17 protein-coding genes and 1 pseudogene are annotated in these 19,261 nt (G+C 51.7%); 2 read left to right on the top strand and 16 right to left on the bottom strand.

Going from position 1 to position 19,261, the window contains the following annotated elements:
* Positions 1-9 precede the first annotated feature (9 nt).
* The 16 genes and pseudogenes from rph to J0B03_RS09605 form a co-directional block, all read right to left on the bottom strand.
* Positions 10-738 (bottom strand): ribonuclease PH, encoded by a 729-nt coding sequence (gene rph, locus J0B03_RS09680; RefSeq protein ID WP_207299407.1) that lies wholly within the window; start codon positions 736-738, stop codon positions 10-12.
* Positions 739-750: 12 nt separating this feature from the next.
* The gene (locus tag J0B03_RS09675) at positions 751-1,737 is read right to left on the bottom strand and encodes an AIR synthase family protein (RefSeq protein ID WP_207299406.1); all 987 of its coding nucleotides are present in this window, start codon (positions 1,735-1,737) and stop codon (positions 751-753) included.
* Between the two features lie 82 nt (positions 1,738-1,819).
* Entirely contained in the window at positions 1,820-3,244 is a 1,425-nt protein-coding gene (gene gatB, locus J0B03_RS09670) for an Asp-tRNA(Asn)/Glu-tRNA(Gln) amidotransferase subunit GatB (protein ID WP_207299405.1), read from the bottom strand.
* Positions 3,244-4,713, bottom strand: a complete 1,470-nt coding sequence (gene gatA / locus J0B03_RS09665) for an Asp-tRNA(Asn)/Glu-tRNA(Gln) amidotransferase subunit GatA (RefSeq protein ID WP_207299404.1) — start codon at positions 4,711-4,713, stop codon at positions 3,244-3,246. Before gatA ends, gatB begins: the two co-directional genes overlap by 1 nt.
* Positions 4,714-4,717: 4 nt before the next feature.
* Entirely contained in the window at positions 4,718-5,005 is a 288-nt protein-coding gene (gene gatC, locus J0B03_RS09660) for an Asp-tRNA(Asn)/Glu-tRNA(Gln) amidotransferase subunit GatC (protein WP_207299403.1), read from the bottom strand.
* A gap of 78 nt (positions 5,006-5,083) precedes the next feature.
* A pseudogene (ligA, locus tag J0B03_RS09655) lies at positions 5,084-7,047 on the bottom strand (NAD-dependent DNA ligase LigA).
* Between the two features lie 34 nt (positions 7,048-7,081).
* Positions 7,082-9,289 carry a DNA helicase PcrA gene (pcrA, locus tag J0B03_RS09650; RefSeq protein WP_207299402.1) on the bottom strand — a complete coding sequence of 736 codons (2,208 nt, stop codon included), beginning with the start codon at positions 9,287-9,289 and terminating at the stop codon, positions 7,082-7,084.
* A 33-nt stretch (positions 9,290-9,322) separates the two neighbouring features.
* On the bottom strand, positions 9,323-10,462 hold the full coding sequence (locus J0B03_RS09645; protein ID WP_207299401.1) for an iron-containing alcohol dehydrogenase: 1,140 nt from the start codon (positions 10,460-10,462) through the stop codon (positions 9,323-9,325).
* Between the two features lie 3 nt (positions 10,463-10,465).
* Entirely contained in the window at positions 10,466-11,779 is a 1,314-nt protein-coding gene (locus J0B03_RS09640; RefSeq protein ID WP_207299400.1) for a sensor histidine kinase, read from the bottom strand.
* On the bottom strand, positions 11,780-12,451 hold the full coding sequence (locus J0B03_RS09635) for a response regulator transcription factor (protein ID WP_207299399.1): 672 nt from the start codon (positions 12,449-12,451) through the stop codon (positions 11,780-11,782).
* Positions 12,452-12,651: 200 nt separating this feature from the next.
* Positions 12,652-13,098, bottom strand: a complete 447-nt coding sequence (lspA, locus tag J0B03_RS09630) for a signal peptidase II (protein WP_207299398.1) — start codon at positions 13,096-13,098, stop codon at positions 12,652-12,654.
* The gene (locus tag J0B03_RS09625) at positions 13,091-13,549 is read right to left on the bottom strand and encodes a hypothetical protein (RefSeq protein WP_207299397.1); all 459 of its coding nucleotides are present in this window, start codon (positions 13,547-13,549) and stop codon (positions 13,091-13,093) included. Before J0B03_RS09625 ends, lspA begins: the two co-directional genes overlap by 8 nt.
* A complete protein-coding gene (locus tag J0B03_RS09620) occupies positions 13,546-14,337 on the bottom strand; it encodes a YhfC family intramembrane metalloprotease (protein WP_207299396.1) in 792 nt (263 codons plus the stop codon). The genes J0B03_RS09625 and J0B03_RS09620 overlap by 4 nt, the downstream gene beginning before the upstream one ends.
* A gap of 105 nt (positions 14,338-14,442) precedes the next feature.
* Positions 14,443-15,732: a glutamine-hydrolyzing GMP synthase gene (guaA, locus tag J0B03_RS09615; protein WP_207299395.1), complete on the bottom strand. Its 1,290-nt coding sequence runs from the start codon at positions 15,730-15,732 to the stop codon at positions 14,443-14,445.
* Between the two features lie 114 nt (positions 15,733-15,846).
* Positions 15,847-17,025, bottom strand: a complete 1,179-nt coding sequence (locus tag J0B03_RS09610) for a DUF2812 domain-containing protein (protein ID WP_207299394.1) — start codon at positions 17,023-17,025, stop codon at positions 15,847-15,849.
* A gap of 72 nt (positions 17,026-17,097) precedes the next feature.
* Entirely contained in the window at positions 17,098-17,616 is a 519-nt protein-coding gene (locus J0B03_RS09605) for a nitroreductase family protein (protein WP_207299393.1), read from the bottom strand.
* A 254-nt stretch (positions 17,617-17,870) separates the two neighbouring features.
* Between J0B03_RS09605 and J0B03_RS09600 the strand changes: the two genes are divergently transcribed.
* Together J0B03_RS09600 and J0B03_RS09595 are read left to right on the top strand one after the other, a co-directional pair.
* The gene (locus J0B03_RS09600) at positions 17,871-18,428 is read left to right on the top strand and encodes an NADPH-dependent FMN reductase (RefSeq protein WP_207299392.1); all 558 of its coding nucleotides are present in this window, start codon (positions 17,871-17,873) and stop codon (positions 18,426-18,428) included.
* 92 nt (positions 18,429-18,520) lie between these two features.
* The gene (locus tag J0B03_RS09595) at positions 18,521-19,222 is read left to right on the top strand and encodes an LptM family lipoprotein (RefSeq protein WP_207299391.1); all 702 of its coding nucleotides are present in this window, start codon (positions 18,521-18,523) and stop codon (positions 19,220-19,222) included.
* Positions 19,223-19,261: the final 39 nt, after the last annotated feature.

The raw sequence follows: 19,261 nt of genomic DNA, 5'->3' as shown, positions 1-19,261 counted from the left end.
ACCCCGCCTTTAAAATTCCACGTGGGACAGCTCTTGGCGCTGAATATCCACCAGCTGGCGGATCCCCAGCTCTGCCAGTTCCATCAATCGGGAAAATTCTTCCTTGGTAAAGGGGCGCTCTTCTCCCGTTCCCTGGATCTCGATGATCTCTCCATGGGCCGTCATGACGATGTTCATGTCCACTTCCGCTGCTGAATCTTCCACGTAGCACAGATCCAGCATGGCTTCTCCGTCCACTACGCCGACGCTGACTGCCGCCACCTGGGTCTTCACAGGGATCTTTTCCAAGGCTCCCCTTTCCACCAGCTTATGCAGGGCCTCCATTAGCGCGATGAAGGCTCCGGTGATGGCTGCCGTCCTGGTCCCGCCGTCAGCTTGCAGCACGTCGCAGTCCACCCAAAGGGTCCTCTCGCCCAAGCGGTCCAGATCCACCACGCTTCGGAGGGTCCGGCCGATCAGCCGCTGGATCTCCACGTTGCGTCCGTCTGCCTTTCCCCGGCTCATTTCCCGCTGTTTTCGCACCTGGGTGGCGCTTGGCAGCATGTTGTACTCCGCCGTGACCCAGCCCTTTCCCTGACCTCTCAGAAAGGGGGGCACCTTGTCTTCCACCATGGCGGTGCAAAGTACCCTGGTGTTACCCGACTCGATGAGCACCGAGCCGTCTGCGTACATGGTGAAATCTTTTGTTACCTTTATATTTCTTAGTTCCTCGTTGTTTCGTCCGTCAAATCTTGTCATTTATTTCTCCTTCTATCTATATGCCTTATACAGCTCGTCGCTTTGGGGAGGATGGATCTCTTTGGTCCCGCCCGGTGTTTTAAGTAACAGGTTCTTCTCTGTGAACCCTCCCACGATGGCTGCCGGTATCTTTTCTTTCGTCAACTCCGCGACGATGGCCGTCGCCTTTTCTTCCTCTGCTGCAATGAGCATCATGCCGCTGGAGATCAATTTCAGCGGGTCCATCCCAAAGTGGGAGGCGATCTTTCTGGTTGCAGACAGGATGGGGATGGCCATCTCCTGGATGTGGACCCCCAGGCCAAATTTGTTGGCGCTCTCCCAAATGGCTCCCAGAACTCCACCTTCCGTTACATCGTGCATGTAGGCGGCGCCCAATCGGGCCGCCAGCACCCCTTCCTTGGTGACGCTGAGAAAATGGCGCAGCTGCTCCACTTCCCGGTGTTCCCGGTCGTTTAAAAGGGGATGGATCTCTTCCGGGAATTCATCGTACAAGATGACGGTCCCTTCGCAGCCGGCGTACTTGGTGAGGATGATCCGGTCGCCTTCCTTCACCAGTCGGTCGTAGACGATCTCCTTTTTCAGGCCTTTCCCAAGGCTGGTGGCGGAGAACACGATCCGGTTCACCGCATCCGTCACTTCCGTATGGCCGCCGATCAGTTCCACTTCCTGCCGGTTGCACTCGTCGATGACCTGTCCGATCACGTCCCGGAGCTCTTCGATGGTGGCGCTGGGGGGTGCCAGGACGGTGACCATGATGCCAAAGGGCTTGACCCCTTTGGTAGCCACATCGTTGCCTGAAACCAGCACGGAGAGTCGTCCGATGTTGGAGGCGGTGGCGGTGATGGGGTCCGTAGATATGACGCAGATCTGGTCTCCAAAGGAGATCAGGCTGCAATCCTCCGACAATCCGCTGCCCACCAGAACGTCTTCATGGCGATATTTGATTTTTGAAAAGACGATCTCATCCAACAGCTGGTTGGATACCTTTCCTATTTCCATATGCCTCGCTCCCTTTCCTCCTGCCCCTCTTGACGAAGGGTTGGTAAAAAAAGTTTCCGCAGGATGCGGAAACTCCATGTCCTTACACTTGGTCGATCAACTCCCGGATCAATTCATTGACCATCTGGGGATTGGCCTTTCCTTTTGTCTGTCGCATGATCTGTCCCACCAAGAAACCGATGGCTTTTTCTTTTCCGTTTTTCAGGTCTTCCACGGACTGGGGATTGGCTTTCATTACATCCAGCACCATCCCTTTCAGTTCGGAAGTATCGCTCATTTGGGCCAGGTTCTTCTCTTCTACAATGACCTTGGGGTCCTTGCCGGTTGCAAACATTTCCTGGAGGACCTGCTTTGCAATGCTGGAACTGATGGTCTTGTCGTTGATCAGACCGATCATTTCTCCCAGCTGGGCCGGGGTAAAGGTCACGTCCGCCATGGTTTGTCCCTTTTCGTTGAGGGTGGCGGCAATGTCGCCCATGAGCCAGTTTGCAGCCGTTTTGGCGTCCTTGCAGACGGCCACAGTGCCTTCAAAAAACTCCGCCGTCTCCCGGCTGGAGACCAGGATATCCGCATCGTATTCGGAAAGGTTGTAGTCTTCCATATAGCGGACTTTGCGCACCCATGGAAGGATGGGCATGGATCCCTTGATGTTTTGGATGTATTCCTCCGTCAGGACGACGGGAACCAGGTCCGGATCGGGAAAGTATCGATAATCATGGGCTTCTTCCTTGCTTCGAAGGGCGTAACTCTCCCCCTTGTCGTCATCCCACTTTCTGGTCTGTTGGATGATGGGATTTCCCCGTTCGATCTCGAAGATCTGCCGCTTGGACTCCACTTCCACGGCCCGTTCCAGGGCCCGGAAAGAATTCAAGTTCTTCATCTCCGTCCGGGTCCCGAAGGGTTCTCCCGGCTTGCGAACGGACAGGTTGACGTCAAATCGGAGGGAACCTTCCTGCATCTTGCAGTCGGACACTTCCGTATATTCCAGGATGGTCTTGATCTTCTCCGCCAGGGCTCGGGCTTCCGCCGCACTTCTCATGTCCGGTTCCGTAACGATCTCGATAAGAGGGACACCGCAGCGGTTGTTGTCCGCCAGAGTACCGCCTGCCGCATGGATCAGCTTGCCTGCGTCTTCCTCCATGTGGATCCGGGTGATGCCGATGTTCTTTTTCACCCCGTCCACGTTGATCTCCACGGTTCCGTGCTCACAGATGGGCAAGTCGAACTGGGAGATCTGATAGGCTTTGGGAAGGTCCGGATAAAAATAGTTTTTCCGGTCCATCTTGCTGAAACGGGCAATGGTGCAATTGGTGGCGATGCCGGCTTTGACGGCATATTCCACCACTTTTTTGTTCATGACGGGCAACACGCCGGGCAGTCCCAGGCAAACGGGACAGGTCTGGGTGTTTTCCTCTCCACCAAAGGCGGTGCTGCAGCCACAGAAGATCTTGGATTTGGTATCCAGTTCCGAATGTATTTCCAGTCCAATGACGATTTCGTATTCCATTATCTCGCCTCCTGTAACGTGGGTCGGTTCAAGTGATGTTTGGTGGCCTGCTCGAAGGCATAGGCCGCTTTCAGGATGTCCTTTTCTCCAAAATCCCGTCCGATCAGCTGCATGCCGACAGGCAGTCCCTGTTCATCCAATCCGCAGGGGATGGAGATGGCGGGGATACCAGCGATGTTCACCGGTACAGTGTAGATGTCGGATAGGTACATTTCCAAGGGATCCGAACTCTTCTCCCCCAGCTTGAAGGCCGTGGTGGGGCAGGTGGGAGAAAGGATCACGTCGCACTGGGACAGGGCCTTGTCAAAGTCTTCCTTGATCAGGGTCCTCACCTGGAGTGCTTTCTTATAGTAGGCATCGTAATAGCCGCTGCTGAGGGCATAGGTTCCCAGCATGATCCGGCGCTTGACTTCTTCCCCAAATCCCTGGCTTCTTGTCTTTTTATAGAGGTCCAAAAGATCGTCGAATCCTTCCGCCCGGAACCCGTAGCGGATCCCGTCGTAGCGGGCCAGGTTGGAGCTGGCTTCCGCCGAAGATATGATGTAGTAGGCGGACAAGGCGTAGTCGGAGGTGGGCAGTTTGACATCCACCAGTTGAGCCCCCAGGCTCTTGTATACTTCCACAGCTTCTTCCAGACGCTTTCGGACATCCGGCTGCAAACCTTCTCCAAAGTACTCTTCCACGATGCCGATCTTCATGCCCTTGATGTCCTTTTGCAGGTAGGAAGTGTAATCTTCCTTCTCCCGGTCCACGGAAGTGGAATCCTTCTCGTCGTGACCGGCGATCTGGTTGAGGACCAGGGCGCAGTCGGTAACGTCTTTGGTGATGGGTCCGATCTGGTCCAAGGAAGATGCAAAGGCAATGAGTCCGTAGCGGGAAACCAGTCCGTAGGTGGGCTTGAGACCCACCACGCCGCAAAAAGATGCAGGCTGGCGAATGGATCCGCCCGTATCGGAACCCAGGGCGAAAACCACTTCGTCGGCAGCCACGCAGGCGGCGGATCCGCCGCTGGAGCCTCCCGGCACCCGGGACGGATCCCAAGGGTTTTTCGTCGGTTTGATGGAGGAGTTTTCGTTGGAAGATCCCATGGCAAATTCATCCATGTTGGCTTTCCCAAGAACAACCGCCCCGCTGTTTTTCAGATCTTCCGCTACAGTTGCACTGTAGGGGGGAATAAAGCCTGTCAGGATCTTGGATGCACAGGTGGTCTCCACCCCCTCCATGCAGATGTTGTCCTTTAATCCGTATGGGATCCCGAAAAGAGGGCTTGTCTTATCATCCTTGTTTTCATCGGCGGCTTTGGCCTGGTTCAAGGCTTCTTCCTTCAATACCTGTAAAAAACTGTCGACGGTGCCTTCCACCTGGTCGATCCGATTGATGTAGGCTCCCATCACTTCTTCGTAGGTGGTCTCCCCTTTTTCGATCAGGGCCTTGATCTCGTGTATGGTGCGATATTTCGTCATCTTCATCCCCCTATTCCAATACGTTGGGCACGCTGAAGCACCCTTGATCCTGGGAAGGGGCGTTCATCAGGGCCTTCTCCCGGTCCAATGACGGCTTGACGACGTCTTCCCGCAATACGTTGTTGACAGGCAGTACGTGGGCCGTGGGGACCACATTTGTCGTATCCAGTTCGTTGAGCTTTTCTTCGTAATCCAGGATGGCACTGAGCTGGTCTGCATACAAACCCAGTTCTTCTTCCGTAAACTCCAAACGGGCCAGGTCGGCCACGTAGATCACATCTTCTTTTGTCAGTTTCATCGGTTCCACCTCGCTATGGCTTTGGTTTTTCTTTCATATCCCTATATTATATGGTAACTTTGGTGTCTTTACAATGGTTTACTCCACCATGGACAAGAAAGCATCCTGGTCGATGACCATTATGCCAAGGCTCTGGGCCTTCTCCAGCTTACTGCCTGCAGCCTCTCCCGCCAGGACGTAGTCCGTCTTCTTGCTGACGGAGCCTACCACGCTGCCTCCCTCTTTCTCGATAAGGGCTTTGGCTTCCTCCCGGGTCATGGAGGGTAATGTCCCCGTCAAAACGAATTTCTTGCCGTACAGCTTTCCTCCCGCCGGTTTTTCCTGGAGTCCTTCTTCTTCCATCTTCAGACCCTTTTCCCCAAGGCGCTGCAACAGCTCCAGGTTTTCCGGATTGTCGAAAAATGCTCGAGTTTCCCTGGCGATCACGTCCCCCACTTCGTGGATGGCGGCCAGTTCCTCTACCGCAGCGTTTTTCAACCGGTCCATGGAGGGAAAGTTGGCGGCCAAAAGTCTCGCCGTTTTCTCCCCCACAAAGGGGATCCCCAGGGCGTAGATCAGGCGGGCCAGGGATCGATTTTTGGAATCTTCAATGGCTTCCACCAGGTTCTCAAAAGACTTTTCCCCGGTTTTCTCCAGCTGGAGAATGTCCTCTTTCTTGTCCTTCAGTTCATATATATGGCTGATGTCGGCAATCAGACCGCTGTCGATGAATTTTTGGATCTGCTTTGGTCCCAGCCCTTCGATGTTCATGGCCCCTTTGGAAACAAAGTGGGCCATCTTTCGCCGCACCTGGGCGGGACAGGAAGCGTTCAGGCATTTGACATCCGCTTCCTCCGGGTCCCGGTAGGTGGGACCATGGCATTCGGGACAGGTGTCCGGAATGGTATATGGTGCTGCATCTTCTTTTCGTCGGGTAAGATCCACCCGGATCACTTCCGGTATGATCTCGCCGGCTTTTCGGACAAAGACCCAGTCTCCCTCCCGGATATCCTTCTCCGTGATGTAGTCCTGGTTGTGAAGGGTGGCCCGGGAAACGGTGGATCCGGATATATGGACCGGCTGCAATTGGGCAACCGGCGTCAACACGCCGGTGCGACCCACTTGGATCAGGATCTTTTCCAGCAGGGTATCCGCCACTTCCGGAGCGAACTTGTAGGCCATGGCCCATCGGGGGCTTTTTTCCGTCTGCCCCAACCGGCGTCGAAGCTCCAGGTCGTCCACCTTGATGACCAGTCCGTCGATCTCAAAAGGCAATTCCTTTCGGGCCGTTTCCATGGTGTCGATATAGTCCAGGATCTCCTCCATGGCGTGAAATTGCTTCACTTCACTGGTCTTGAACCCCAGATCGGTCAAATAGGAAAGGGCTTGTTTGTGGCTTTTTAACCCTTCCTCGCTGCTTTCCAGGCTGAAAACAAAAATATCCAGGGGCCGTTGTGCCACCGCTTTTGTGTCCAGCTGGCGAAGGGAACCGGCCGCTGCATTTCTGGGGTTGGCAAAGAGGGCCTCCCCCTGTTCCTGCCGTTTTTGGTTCAAGGCCTCAAATCCGGCCTTGTCCATATAAACTTCCCCCGAACTTCCAGGGTGACTTCTTCCTTCAATCGCAATGGGATATTACCCACGGTTTTCAAATTTTCCGTAATGTCCTCACCCGTGGTCCCGTCTCCCCGGGTGGCTCCCCGGACAAAGAGTCCTTCTTCGTAATAGAGGACTACGGTGAGTCCGTCGTATTTGTATTCCACCGTATAGGTGGCTTCCCCCACCGCTTTTTGGATCCGGCCGTCAAATGCCAGCAGGTCTTCCTTGCTGAAGGCATTTGCCAGACTCAGCTTTGGTGTGGTAAAGGGCACTTTTTCAAACTTGTCCAGGACTCGTCCCCCCACACGCTTGGTGGGTGAATAGGGACGTGCCATTTCCGGATGGGCTTCTTCCAAGGCCATGAGGCGCTGGAGGAGCCGGTCGTATTCTGCATCCGTCACCGTAGGCGCATCCTCTACATAATATCGCAGGTTGTGTTCTTCAATGGTTTTGATCAGTTGGTCCATTTCCTGGAGCACATCTGTATTCATAGGATCCCCTCTACACTATTTTTATGGGCGCCATGCTCCACGCCACTTTCTTGATCCCCATGTTGGGAAAGGCAATGGTGGCGATGTCCCCGTCCATGGCGATGACGGTTCCTTCCCCCCACACCTTGTGGATGACCTTAGCTCCCGGGCCTGCCGATTTTTCCGTCTTCTCCTCCGGGGCTTGGCTGCTCTTCTTTCCATCTGGAATGAACCGCCCCATCTGCTTGTTCATGCTGAAGGAGGAGTTGTAGGAATCCCGCTGTTTCCGAACCGGTGCCGCCGGTTTTTCCGTTTCCACCACTTCCACCAGTTCTGCCGGGATCTCGTCCAGGAAACGGGATCGCATGTTGACGCTGAGTCTGCCGTATACGGTACGATACCTGGCATGGGTCATGAAGAGTTTTTTCTCTGCACGGGTGATGCCCACATAGCAAAGGCGTCTCTCCTCTTCCAGTTCCACTTCGTCTTCTTTGGACCTCTCGTGGGGAAAGATCCCTTCCTCCATTCCCGGCAAAAACACTACCGGAAACTCCAGTCCCTTGGCGTTGTGGACCGTCATGAGCAGCACCTCCCCACCCTCTTCCGGAATGTTGTCCGTTTCCGAAAACAGGGAGACGTTTTCCAAAAATGCGGTCAAGTCGTTCTCCACGGAATTCTTTTCAAATTCCACGGCAGCAGAAATCAGCTCCTTGAGATTCTCGATCCGGGACTGGGCATTTTGCATTTTTCCGCTTTCCAGCATGTCCATGTAGCCGGAGGAATCCATAACTTCTTCCATAAGGGCAGCAATGGTTTGATGCTCTTTTGTTTCCTCAAAGTGTCGGATCAGCTCCGAGAATTCTTCCAGCTTTTTCATGACGCCAGCCGTGAGACCCACCATATGGTCCAGGTTCATGATCACATCATAGAGGGCCCAACCCTTGAACTCGGCAAAGTCTTCCAGCTTGCCGATGGTGGCGGCGCCGATCCCCCGCTTGGGGGTATTGATGATCCGCTTCAGGCTCAGATCGTCCCGGGGATTGTCCAGCACCACCAGATAAGCGATGATGTCCTTGATCTCCTGGCGGCTGTAAAACTTGGTGCCTCCCACCATCTTGTAGGGGACCTGGGCCGCCATGAAGCTTTCTTCAAACACCCGGCTTTGGGCATTGGTCCGGTAGAGTACGGCAAAATCCTTATGCTCATAAAACCCGGAGCGTACCATGCTTCGGATCTGGTTGGTGACAAAATTGCTCTCTTCCCGCTCGTCGTTGAGTTCGTGGATCTCGATGAGCTCTCCCGGTTCCTTGTCCGTCCACATCTTCTTGTCCTTGCGTCCCTGGTTGTTTTTGATCACACTATTGGCAGCTTCGATGATGTTTGGGGTGGAGCGGTAGTTTTGCTCCAATTTGATGACGGTGGCTTTGGGGTAGTGCTTTTCGAATTCCAGGATGTTTCGGATGTCCGCTCCCCGGAACGCATAGATGCTCTGGTCATCGTCACCGCAGACGCAAATGTTTTTGTGTTTGTTGGCCAGCATGTCCGTGATGCGAAATTGGATGGGGTTGGTGTCCTGGTACTCGTCCACCAGGATGTATTTGAATTTGTCCTGATAATAGGTCAAAATGTCCGGATGTTCTTCAAAAAGGCGGACCGTATTCACCAGCAAGTCGTCAAAGTCCATGGCGTTGTTTCCCCGAAGTTTCTTCTGGTAGAGATCGTAAATGGCGGCGATCTTTTCCTCCCGGAAATCCCCTACGGCCTGCTTGTCGAAATCCGCCGGATGGATCCCCTTTTCCTTCAGGGAACTGATCCGGTTGATCATGGCGCTGACCGGGTACATCTTGTCGTCCAGGTTCAACTCCGTCAGGCATTCTTTTATCAGGATCTTCACATCTCCCATATCGTAGATCACATAGTTGCGATCGTATCCAATCAGATTGGCATGGAAACGGAGCATTTTGGCGCACATGGAATGAAAGGTGCTCATCCAAAGATCCTTGGCGCCGTCTACATTCATTTCCTGGATCCGGCTTCGCATCTCTTCCGCCGCTTTATTGGTAAAGGTCAGGGCCAGGATCTCCCATGGTTTTGCTTTTTTCTCCTGCAGGATATAGGCGATCCGGTGGATGATGGTTCTCGTTTTTCCGGAACCGGCTCCCGCCAGGATCAATACGGGTCCGTCGGTGCTGAGCACCCCCTGTTGTTGTCGTTCGTTGAGTCCTTCCGTTAACTTCATGTCTTCCTCCAATTCTTTCTTTCCGTGTTTCAATTAAAACATTATTCTACCATAGAAGATGGAATCAAGCACCTTTTTCATGGTCTCCCGGTCCATGGGGACGGGATTGGATCTGGTGGACCCCAACAAGGCGTTTTCTAGTAGTCCTTCAAGGTCCCCCAGGTAATCCTCTTCCGCCAACCCCAACTGTGAAATGGAGGCAGGCAGCTCCAGGGTCCGGTTCATCTGGTGGATGGCTTCCACCACATCCTTGAAGCCCAGTCGTTTCTCCAGGTTCTTCAGCTTTTGGTCCACGATAGGATCCTTCCGGTTGAAGGCCAGTACGTAGGGCAGTCCGATGGCGTTTAGCAGTCCGTGGCCATAGTCGTATTTTCCCCCAAAGGCGTGGGAGATGCCGTGGTCCATGCCAAGGCCAATGTTGTGAAAGGCGGTTCCCGCCATGGCCTGGTAAATATGGACCTTTTGCCGGCTTTCCAGATCCCCGTTTTGAAAAGAGGCTGGAAGATAGGCAAGGAGGCCTTCGACGGCTCCCATGGTCAGCACTTCCCCAAATTCTTCACACTTGTGGTTGATGTAGCATTCCAAAGCGTGGGTCATGGCATCCATGCCCGTATGGGCCACCACGTCTTTTGGCATGGACAAGGTCAGTTCTCCATCCAAAATGGCAAGATCCGGCAGAAGGCCGTAGGCTTTCACGCCGATCTTCAGTTCCTTTTCCGGATAGGTCACCACGGCGTTTTTCGTCACTTCCGTGGCCGTACCGGAGGTGGATGGAATGGCAACCAGAAAAATGTTTTTTCTCTCCAGCGTCAGGATGTCTCCCGTAATGGCATCCATGTCCAACTTAGGATGTTCTGCCATCAAGGCCATGACTTTTGCAGCATCGATGGCGCTTCCGCCGCCCACCGCCAGCACGCACTGGGGCCCAAAGACTTTCATGGCTTCCAACCCGGCAAGGACTTCCTTGGTGGTGGGATTGGCGCCGATCCCGGAGAAGATCTCATAGGTTGCCTTCTTCTCTTGAAGCATCTCCTCCATACGGCCAATGGTTCCGTTTTTAAACATGGAGCTCTTTCCCGTTACGATAAAATACCTTTCATATTCCAGGGATTTGATGGCCTTCAGGCTTCCCGGTCCCGTTATGATCTCTTTTCCATGCAATCGCAAATTCATTTTTTATTCCTCCATTCGAATGTTTTCCCGTGGGATCCACAAGCGGACCATGGTCCCCTGGCCCGCTTCGCTGGAGATCTCCAGCCGCCAGTCGTGTTCGTCGGCGATCCACTTGGCAATGGACAGTCCCAAACCGGTCCCGCCCATCTCCCTTGATCGGGCCTTGTCCGCCCGATAGAAGCGCTCGTAGACCTTGTCCAGGTCTTCCACTGGGATCCCCACCCCTTGATCTTTGAAACGCAGCTGGTAGAGACCACGCTCTTCTTTGGTGGAGATGGTGATGGTGGTGTTTTCCAGACTGTATTTGATGGCGTTGTCCAGCAGGATGATCACCAGCTGGGTCAATCGCATCTTGTCCGCATAAAGCCTGGTCCGCTCGTCAATGGTATTGTAAATGCTGATGTTTTTCTTGGCAGCCAGGGGCATGAGCCTTTCGCTGGTGTTGGTGATCAGGTAGGAAAGATCCAGGTATTCCTTCTCCAGATTCAACTGCCCTGCATCGGCCTTGGCCAGAAACAAAAGATCCCCCACCACTTTTTCCATCCGTTTGGTTTCATCGTAGGCATTGTCCAGCCAGACCATTTGGTCTTCCACCGGCTCCTTGGGAGCGGATTTGACCACATCCAGGTTGGTGAGGACCACCGCAATGGGAGTCCTCAACTCGTGGGACACGTTGGCCACGAATTCCTGCTGCTTCTGTATGGACTTGCGGATGGGGACGATGGTCCTTCCGGACAAGATGTACCCTCCCACAAAAGACAGGGTCACCCCGATAACCATGGCGATGATTAGAAATTGGAAGAGCCAGTCCAAAAATCCCACTTCCGCGCTCATGTTTTTCACCGTCTGGACCACTCGCAGCTCTCCGTTTCGGTTGGCGTAGGCATTGGTGTGGATGGACAGGTCGATGATGTCGTAGTTGTAGCTGACCGCATCGCCGCCCAGATTGTCGTTTTGAAAGGTATATTTGATCAGATCGTTCAAAATGTTGTTGGGAAGCTGAAGATAGATGGAGCTGCGAAGAACATTGAATTCCTCATCCCACACCACGGTCGTGATGTTCTCGTTGAGGAGTTTTTGTATGAAGTCGTTGTACTCCTGATCCTTTTCCGGATCGTTGGGATAGCCTTCCTGGAGGTCGTCAAAATAGTCGATGTAGGTGTTGAGCTGTTCGGCGGCCAGGGCCAGTTCCCGGTCCACCGTATTGGCCAGGTTGATCTGCATGGTGAAATACAAAAAAATCGAAATGGCCAACAGGATGATGACCAAAACAATGGTGTTGAGCAATGTCAGATTCAACCGCAGCTTGTTTAACATTTATTCCCGCTCCTTCAATACGTACCCCATTCCCCGAATGGTTTGGATCCCGGCTTTTGATTTTACCAGCTTTTTGCGAAGATAATGGACGTAGATCTCCACGCTGTTCTCCGCCGCTAGGCTGTCAAACCCCCAGATCCGGTCCAGAATCAATTCCTTGGACACGATCCTGTTGGGATTTCGCAAAAACATTTCCAACAGCTGGGCTTCCTTGGCCGTCAAATTCTTGGGTGATCCGGCGACCACGGCTTCTCCAGAATTGATATTGAGTTTCACGTCGCAAAATTCGATGCTGGAGTCGTGGAAGATCTCCTGAGGGCGCCTTCCCAGGGCCCGGACCCGTGCCAGCAACTCATCCGTCTCGAAAGGTTTTACCATATAATCGTCGGCACCCATGTTTAGGCCCTTGACCTTGTCTTTGGTCGTATCCATGGCCGTCAGCAGCAACACCGGTGTATTTTTCCCCTTTTCGCGGATCCTCTCCAGGATCTCCAATCCGTTCATGCCGGGAAGCATGATGTCCAGGATGATCACATCGTAGACGTTTTCTTCCGCCAGCATGTAGCCTTCTTCCCCGTCATAGACTACGTCGGTAAGGATGTGATTGTTTTCAAAAATCTTGGCTATGGCTTTCGCCAAGGGCTTTTCGTCTTCCACCAACAGAACTCTCATGATTTTCCTCCGATTTTTTAAAGCTTTTTTTATATTTAAAGGTTGGGTAAAGCTTCACCCGTTATTCTATACTCAGAGAATAAGAAGTGGAACCAACCCCCTTTCCCTTTTCCCTTAATAAATGAATAGAATTGCGTTTTTCATTTCGTTTGGTTCCCAGATTCAACGAAAGAGGCGAGAGCCTCTTTCGTTTTTTTTTGTCAAAACAAACCATGATAATAAACGAACACCATTCCAATGACGATAAAAAGATCCGCTAGGTTGAAGATGGGCATTTTTTTTACCTTGATGTATAAAAAATCCGTCACGTAGCCATGTCGGATCCGTTCCGAAAAATTCCCGGCCGCTCCTGCCAGTACGACGCTTAAAGAGATCATGAACTCGGGAGAAAAGTCATTGTTGTATGTGTATATGAACAGATAGACCATAAAAAACATGGCAAAGGCAGACAAGATCCGCAGGAGTCGCTTTCGGTTTTTCAACAAACCGTAAGCGGCTCCTTTGTTGTGCACCAATACCAGGTATAACCGTTTATAGACCTGGACCGGGTGACGCAGCGCCAACCGGTCGTTGGCCAGATGTTTCATCAGCAAGTCCAGAAAAAAGCATGTCAAAAATACCAGGATGTATAAAACGAGTTTAGCCATTCCCTTGAACCAGCTTGGGAGAATTCATGACAAAAGTTTCGATCTTCATCTCGTCGTCGTTGGTGAACCAGATGGTCACCGTCACGTCTCCCTCTTCTTCCGTAAAGCTGCTTCTGTAAATGGCGCTGATATAGTCCACGCCTTCGTTGGATTCTTCCGTCACCTTTGCCAAAGTCAGGGTTCCTTCTTCATACTTTCCGATCAGGCCGCCGATCACCGGAAGGATCTGGTCCTCAAACACTTCCTGGGTCATGGCCTGTGTCATCATGGGCCCGAAATCTTTCGCAAACCCGCTGTAATCCTCATTGTTGAAAGCAAGCAGCATGGCCTCCACTTTGGGCGTTCCTGTGGATTCCACTTTTTCCTTGTTTTCCGATGAAGAACACCCTGCCGCAAAACCTGTCAACAAGAACAAAACCAAAAGCAATACCATTCCTTTTCTTCTTATCATCCTCGATCCCCCATTTCATCCAAATATTTTGTATAAAAACTCTTTCGAATGTACCAAAAACAACCAAGGGCCACCAACAGCAAAAACCCTTCCGCCAGCCAGACGCCGGGCATCAGGACAGCAACAAAGTTGACCGCTGTGTGGATCAAGATGGCCATTAATACCATCTTGGGTCGCTTGCCGGATACGCCCTTTGCTACCACAAAAGACAGGGCAATGTGGAGCATGATGGCAAAAACCCTCTCCAATCCGCCGAAAAAGAACAAGTGGGCCGGATTGGCGGCAAAAACGGCACTCAGGTCTCCTACGCTTCCAAAAATCTGGGGATTGCCGATCACCGCGTTGGAAAACCAGCCGAAGGCCAGATACAAAACCGCCACCAGGTTGGCAAGGGTGTTTACTCCCACCAGTAGAAGGGATTCAAAACCCCCGTGTCCCACACCATAGGCGAAGACTTCTCCAAATCGGTATCCGTTCCTGCGAAAAAGAAGAAAGGCGACGGTTCTTCCCACTTCCTCAAAGAGGCCTGCCGTAAAGGACAAAAACAGCGCCATGAGCAAACGCTCGCTGGCAATGTGGATCACGAACCAGGATTGGCCCTGAAGGTAGGTGATCAATGGGATCCTTGTAAAGATCTGAAATATGGCAAATACCATGGCACCGGCCAAGGCCTGTTTCCACGGAAATTTCCCAGCCAGTTTTCTGGAATAAAACAACAACCCGATGGGAAAGGCCACGGAAAACAACACCGCAAATGCCACTGCCACCACATGTCCGCCATATGTCATCGATAAACCCCCTTTTTGTCTGTCTCCATTATAACAATTGTTGCAGGGGAATAAAAGAAAAGAAACAGGGTTCCGGAAAGATCCCTGTTTTAGTTTTTCCTATTCTCACTCCCACTCGATGGTGCCCACCGGTTTCGGTGTGAGATCGTACAATACCCGGTTGACTCCCTTCACTTCGTGGGTGATGCGGTGGGTGATGGCCTCCAGTACATCGTAGGGGACCCGCTCGATGGTGGCCGTCATGGCATCCACCGTATTGACCGCCCGCAAGATCACCGGCCATTCAAAGCTTCGCTTGTGGTCTTTCACACCAACGGATTTTACATCCGGTACGACGGTAAAATACTGCCAAACTTTTCCTTCCAGTCCCGCCTTGGCAAATTCTTCCCGCAGGATGGCGTCCGATTCCCGAACGGCTTCCAGACGATCCCTGGTGATGGCCCCGATGCAGCGCACCCCTAGGCCCGGCCCCGGGAAAGGTTGACGGTACACCATGGATTCCGGTAGCCCCAGTGCCAGGCCGCAGGCTCGCACTTCATCCTTAAAGAGCATTTTCAACGGCTCCACCAGTTCGAAGTCCAGATCTTCCGGCAGGCCTCCCACGTTGTGGTGGCTCTTGACGGATTTTACCGTCTTCGTTCCGGATTCGATGATATCGGGGTAGATGGTCCCCTGTGCCAGATAATCCACATCCTCCAGCTTTCTCGCTTCGTCTTCAAAAACCCGGATGAATTCTTCTCCGATGATCTTTCTCTTTTGTTCCGGGTCGGCAACGCCGGCCAGCTTGTCCAAAAATCGGTCTACAGCATCCACATAGACCAGGTTGGCTCCCATTTCTTCCTTGAAGACATGGACCACCTGTTCCGGTTCGTCTTTTCGCAGCAATCCATGATTGACATGGACGCAGGTCAGCTGCTTCCCGATGGCCTTGATCAAGAGGGCCGCTACCACGGAAGAATCCACTCCGCCGGAGAGGGCCAGAAGGACCTTACCGTCTCCCACCTGCTTTTGGATCTGGGAGACTTGCTCTGCAATGAAATTTTCCATGTTCCAGTCGGCTTCCGCTTTGCAGACGTCAAAAACAAATTCCTTCATTTTTTTCAGGCGTTCCTCTACCGATTCCGGCCATGGATCCATGCCGTCGTGATCCACGGACAATACCGGTACGCCCATGCCCAAAAGGGCCTCCGACGGCTCAATGTCCGCTCCGTCCACATGGCGGTGCTCTCCTCCATTTAGAATGATCCCCTTGATGTTGGTGATCTTCGTTAATTCTTCCCTTGTCATGTCGTGGGGATGGATCTCCGTAAATACACCTAGATCCCGTATTTCCCGGGCAATGTAGGTGTTCTTTGTGCTGCCCATGTCGATGATGAGTATCTTGTCCTGCTTCATAGTCGGCCTCCAAATCCTTCGTTGATTTTTTCCTTTAAAATTTGCAATATTATTGTATCACAACCATCCGATCCATTGGTAAAAAACAGCCCCTTCCAACAGGGGCTGAATCCATCATTTTTCATTGTCGTCAAAGTCGATGCTTGCCACTTGTTCCAAAAATTCCTTTTGGCTTGCCGGCCGATCCATGGAATCTCCTCTGCCGGAATACTTGACAAAGAGGACCCTTTGTCCCTTTACCAACAAAAATTCCAGTCCTGTTTTTCCGGAATAAGCATGGTCCACTCCGGATACGTCATGGGGTCTCCAGTCTGCCGGATCCGGATCGAAGACCGCCGTTCTCATAAGGACCTGTGCAAATCGGTCCGGATCGACCATCTCATGAAGATCAAATTTGGTTTGAAAGAGCCAGGCATCGTCGGAATACTCCGTCGTTTCCATCCACTTTGCCAATAAAGACTGGTTTTTCCATACCATACCGAATTCATCGTCGTTGTAAAAAGGTTCATTTGGGTCGAAGGCCTTTCTTTTTTTATGCCCCAGATCTTCCAAGATCATGTAGCCTTCCTCTTTATGGGCCGGCATGTCGTATTCTTCTCCGACAGCCAGCTGGTAGAGACTCAGACCTGCAAAAACCACCATGGCGAAAACAAACAGCATCCGTCCCAGGGAGATCCTTCCCTTTTCCTCTTCTTCCAAACCCAATGGATCTTCTGATTTCATCCGGCGGATCTGCCGGGTCAAACGAAAATATCCATATATGGATTGAAGGATGAAGAAACCAAAAAACACCAAGATCAGTAAAGAAAAAGCAGTGCTTTGCACCAAAAACCGCTGGGCATCCGCCCACCATTGAAGTCCGCTTCCCCTGGTCGGAAAAGGCAGCAACCCTGTCAATGCCGACTCCAGAACCAGGGAGAAAGCCAGCCCCAGTACGTTCCAAATTTGCTTGCTTCTTGCTGATTTGAGGGCTTTTAATTCCTGTCTGGGTCCCTGATCCGATCGCGCATTGGATTCCCCTGTGGTCGAATAGACCCAGGTCCCGCCGCTCTCGGAAACCAGCTCCCACCCCGACTCCTGATGGGATGGAGGATCCGCTTCCGGTTCCTTCCAGGAGGTAGGCTTGGTCAAGATCATCCGATAATAGCGCTCTTCCGGTTCTTCCCGATCAAAATAACTGAGCAGGCTGCCTCGTTTGGTCAAAGACCAGCCTTTGGAGGCCATACGGCGATACAGTGCCTGATTTTCTTCGATGGCATAAATGCCTGGATGCAAGACGATTTTTTTCTTCATAAAACCCCACCTTTTAACTCAGTAAAAATATCATACAGGAAAAAGACCGGAGTATCAAGATATCATTCATCTTCAGGCAAATTCCACAACGCCCTTGTTTTCCCGATCGTCCGGAACCTCCACGGCAGCAAATCCCAAGGCGGCGGATCCCCATACCTTGTGGTCTTCCGGTACTTTAAATCGGGTCAACACTTCCCGGACTTTTATGTCGTCGCAGGTATTCATCAACTGATTGACCCAGACGGAACGGATCCCAAACGAGTTGGCAGCCAAAAACATGTTTTCCAGCACAACGGAGGAATCAAAGGCTCCAAAGGCATAATCTTCAGGGGTGGAAACCAGCACCATGGTAGGTGCATTGTAGAAACCGGAATAGGTCGGCTGTTCCAGCGCCTCTCCCACTGCAGCTTGCAATTCTTCCAGCTTTTCCCTGCCTTGGATCACAGTCAACTGCCAGTTTTGGGTGTTCCTGGCACTGGGAGCATACAGGCCGGCAGTAAGGATCTCGTCCAGCTGTTCCCTGGCGATCTGCTCGTCTTTGAATTTTCGCACACTTCGCCTGGTTTTGATGTTTTGCAGTACTTCGTTCATTTTCAACTCTCCTTTTCGATTAATGCTACAGGAAGCACTTCCCTGCTTTTAAAGTAATCCTACCACATCAGACATATTTTTGTACATGTCAAACCCTTTTCAAAATACCCTGATCCATTCACGGAAGATCCCTGTCAACGTTTGCAGGATGCGGGAAGATCCGTTTGTTTATCTCATTACGGGGTATAAATCAAGTATAAGAAAAAACGAGCCTACTACGGTGGGTACAAAATATAGAATAGGAGTGAAGAAATATGACGAAAATAGGAATCGTGCTGGGAAGCACCAGACCGGGACGAAACGGTGCAGCGGTTGCCAAGTGGGTATTGGACCAGGCACAAAAGAGGACCGACGCCACTTTCGAACTGGTAGACATTGCCGATTACGACCTGCCTATCCTGGATGAACCAAATCCGGCAGGCATGAATCAATATACCAAAGACCACACCAAAAAGTGGTCGGAAAAAATCAAGGAATTTGACGGATATATCATCGTGACACCGGAGTACAACCACAGTACATCCGGAGCTTTAAAGAATGCCATCGATTATCTAAATGTGGAATGGGCCAACAAGGCAGCCGGTTTTGTCAGTTATGGCAGTGTAGGCGGCGCCAGAGCTGTCGAACACTTGCGATTGATCTTTGCAGAATTGAAAGTGGCCACCATCCGGGCTCAAGTAATGTTTTCCCTGTATACGGATTTCAAAGACCTGTCCGAGTTCAAACCGGATCCAAGGCATGAAGAAGAAGCAGTCATGCTCTTTGACCAGTTGATCTCTTGGACAAATGCCTTAAAGCCACTACACCAGTAACGGAAATCTTCGAAATGTTTCGGTCAATCTGAATCAGGGAATAGAATAATCGAAAGCGATCCCTGGATCGCGTTGTGTGAAGGAGGTTTATCATGAAAAAATTATTGGTGATTTTGATGGTCATCATGCTGGTTTTCACCTTGGTCGCTTGTGGAAGCAACGATCCAGCCGACAACGGGGATAACGGAAATCCAAACCAGGAAGATCCGGTGGATCCTCCTGACGGGAACGACAATGGTGACAACGGCAACGACGACGGTACCGTAGACAATGGAAATGAAGACCCCGTAGAAGATCCTGCAGAACCCCAGATCGAAGACACCATCGAGCTGGAAGGCATGGAAGAACCCATCACCCTGATGCTCTATGAAGATAAGGACGCATCTTTCAGGACATATGTCCCATCGGATTTTCTGGCGGAAAAAGTCAGTGACTTGGAACATCGGTTTTACGCCAATTACGTAAATAAAGTGGAAGACGTTTATATGCAACTTTACTTCTTCCCGGAAAACACGACGGAAGATGAACTGCTCAACGATGCGGACAACCAGGTATCCGTCCTGCTAAAAGGAATGGATCCGGTGGAGGAAGATTTCCGATACTACGATTGGGCCATCCATGAACTGAAGAGTACGGATCAGCCAAGGACCGCCCTGGTCGGAAAACATGGCGACACATACTTTGTCATGACGCTTTACTACCACGGCGAGTATTCGGAAGGCTTCGTGCCGAGAGCAAACAAAATCATGGAGCATTTTTACTGGACCGATACTTCCGAGTATTTGATGAAGTAGATGCAATGAACAACACAAAACATTAACAAAGGGAGCTTT

Origin of the sequence: Alkalibacter rhizosphaerae (genome assembly GCF_017352215.1) — a bacterium.
Taxonomy (GTDB): Bacteria; Bacillota; Clostridia; order Eubacteriales; family Alkalibacteraceae; genus Alkalibacter; species Alkalibacter rhizosphaerae.
The sequence above is the reverse complement of the archived record's forward strand: the minus strand, read 5'-3'. Positions and strand labels throughout refer to the sequence as shown.

Coding starts and splice junctions, on each gene's coding strand:
- J0B03_RS09675 (WP_207299406.1), bottom strand. CDS start 1,737: ATGGAAATAGGAAAGGTATCCAACCAGCTGTTGGATGAGATCGTCTTT.
- J0B03_RS09620 (WP_207299396.1), bottom strand. CDS start 14,337: ATGACATATGGCGGACATGTGGTGGCAGTGGCATTTGCGGTGTTGTTT.
- J0B03_RS09605 (WP_207299393.1), bottom strand. CDS start 17,616: ATGAACGAAGTACTGCAAAACATCAAAACCAGGCGAAGTGTGCGAAAA.
- J0B03_RS09595 (WP_207299391.1), top strand. CDS start 18,521: ATGAAAAAATTATTGGTGATTTTGATGGTCATCATGCTGGTTTTCACC.
- gatA (WP_207299404.1), bottom strand. CDS start 4,713: ATGAAGATGACGAAATATCGCACCATACACGAGATCAAGGCCCTGATC.
- lspA (WP_207299398.1), bottom strand. CDS start 13,098: ATGGCTAAACTCGTTTTATACATCCTGGTATTTTTGACATGCTTTTTT.
- J0B03_RS09625 (WP_207299397.1), bottom strand. CDS start 13,549: ATGATAAGAAGAAAAGGAATGGTATTGCTTTTGGTTTTGTTCTTGTTG.
- J0B03_RS09600 (WP_207299392.1), top strand. CDS start 17,871: ATGACGAAAATAGGAATCGTGCTGGGAAGCACCAGACCGGGACGAAAC.
- J0B03_RS09645 (WP_207299401.1), bottom strand. CDS start 10,462: ATGAATTTGCGATTGCATGGAAAAGAGATCATAACGGGACCGGGAAGC.
- guaA (WP_207299395.1), bottom strand. CDS start 15,732: ATGAAGCAGGACAAGATACTCATCATCGACATGGGCAGCACAAAGAAC.
- gatC (WP_207299403.1), bottom strand. CDS start 5,005: ATGAAACTGACAAAAGAAGATGTGATCTACGTGGCCGACCTGGCCCGT.
- J0B03_RS09635 (WP_207299399.1), bottom strand. CDS start 12,451: ATGAGAGTTCTGTTGGTGGAAGACGAAAAGCCCTTGGCGAAAGCCATA.
- gatB (WP_207299405.1), bottom strand. CDS start 3,244: ATGGAATACGAAATCGTCATTGGACTGGAAATACATTCGGAACTGGAT.
- pcrA (WP_207299402.1), bottom strand. CDS start 9,289: ATGAAGTTAACGGAAGGACTCAACGAACGACAACAACAGGGGGTGCTC.
- rph (WP_207299407.1), bottom strand. CDS start 738: ATGACAAGATTTGACGGACGAAACAACGAGGAACTAAGAAATATAAAG.
- J0B03_RS09640 (WP_207299400.1), bottom strand. CDS start 11,779: ATGTTAAACAAGCTGCGGTTGAATCTGACATTGCTCAACACCATTGTT.
- J0B03_RS09610 (WP_207299394.1), bottom strand. CDS start 17,025: ATGAAGAAAAAAATCGTCTTGCATCCAGGCATTTATGCCATCGAAGAA.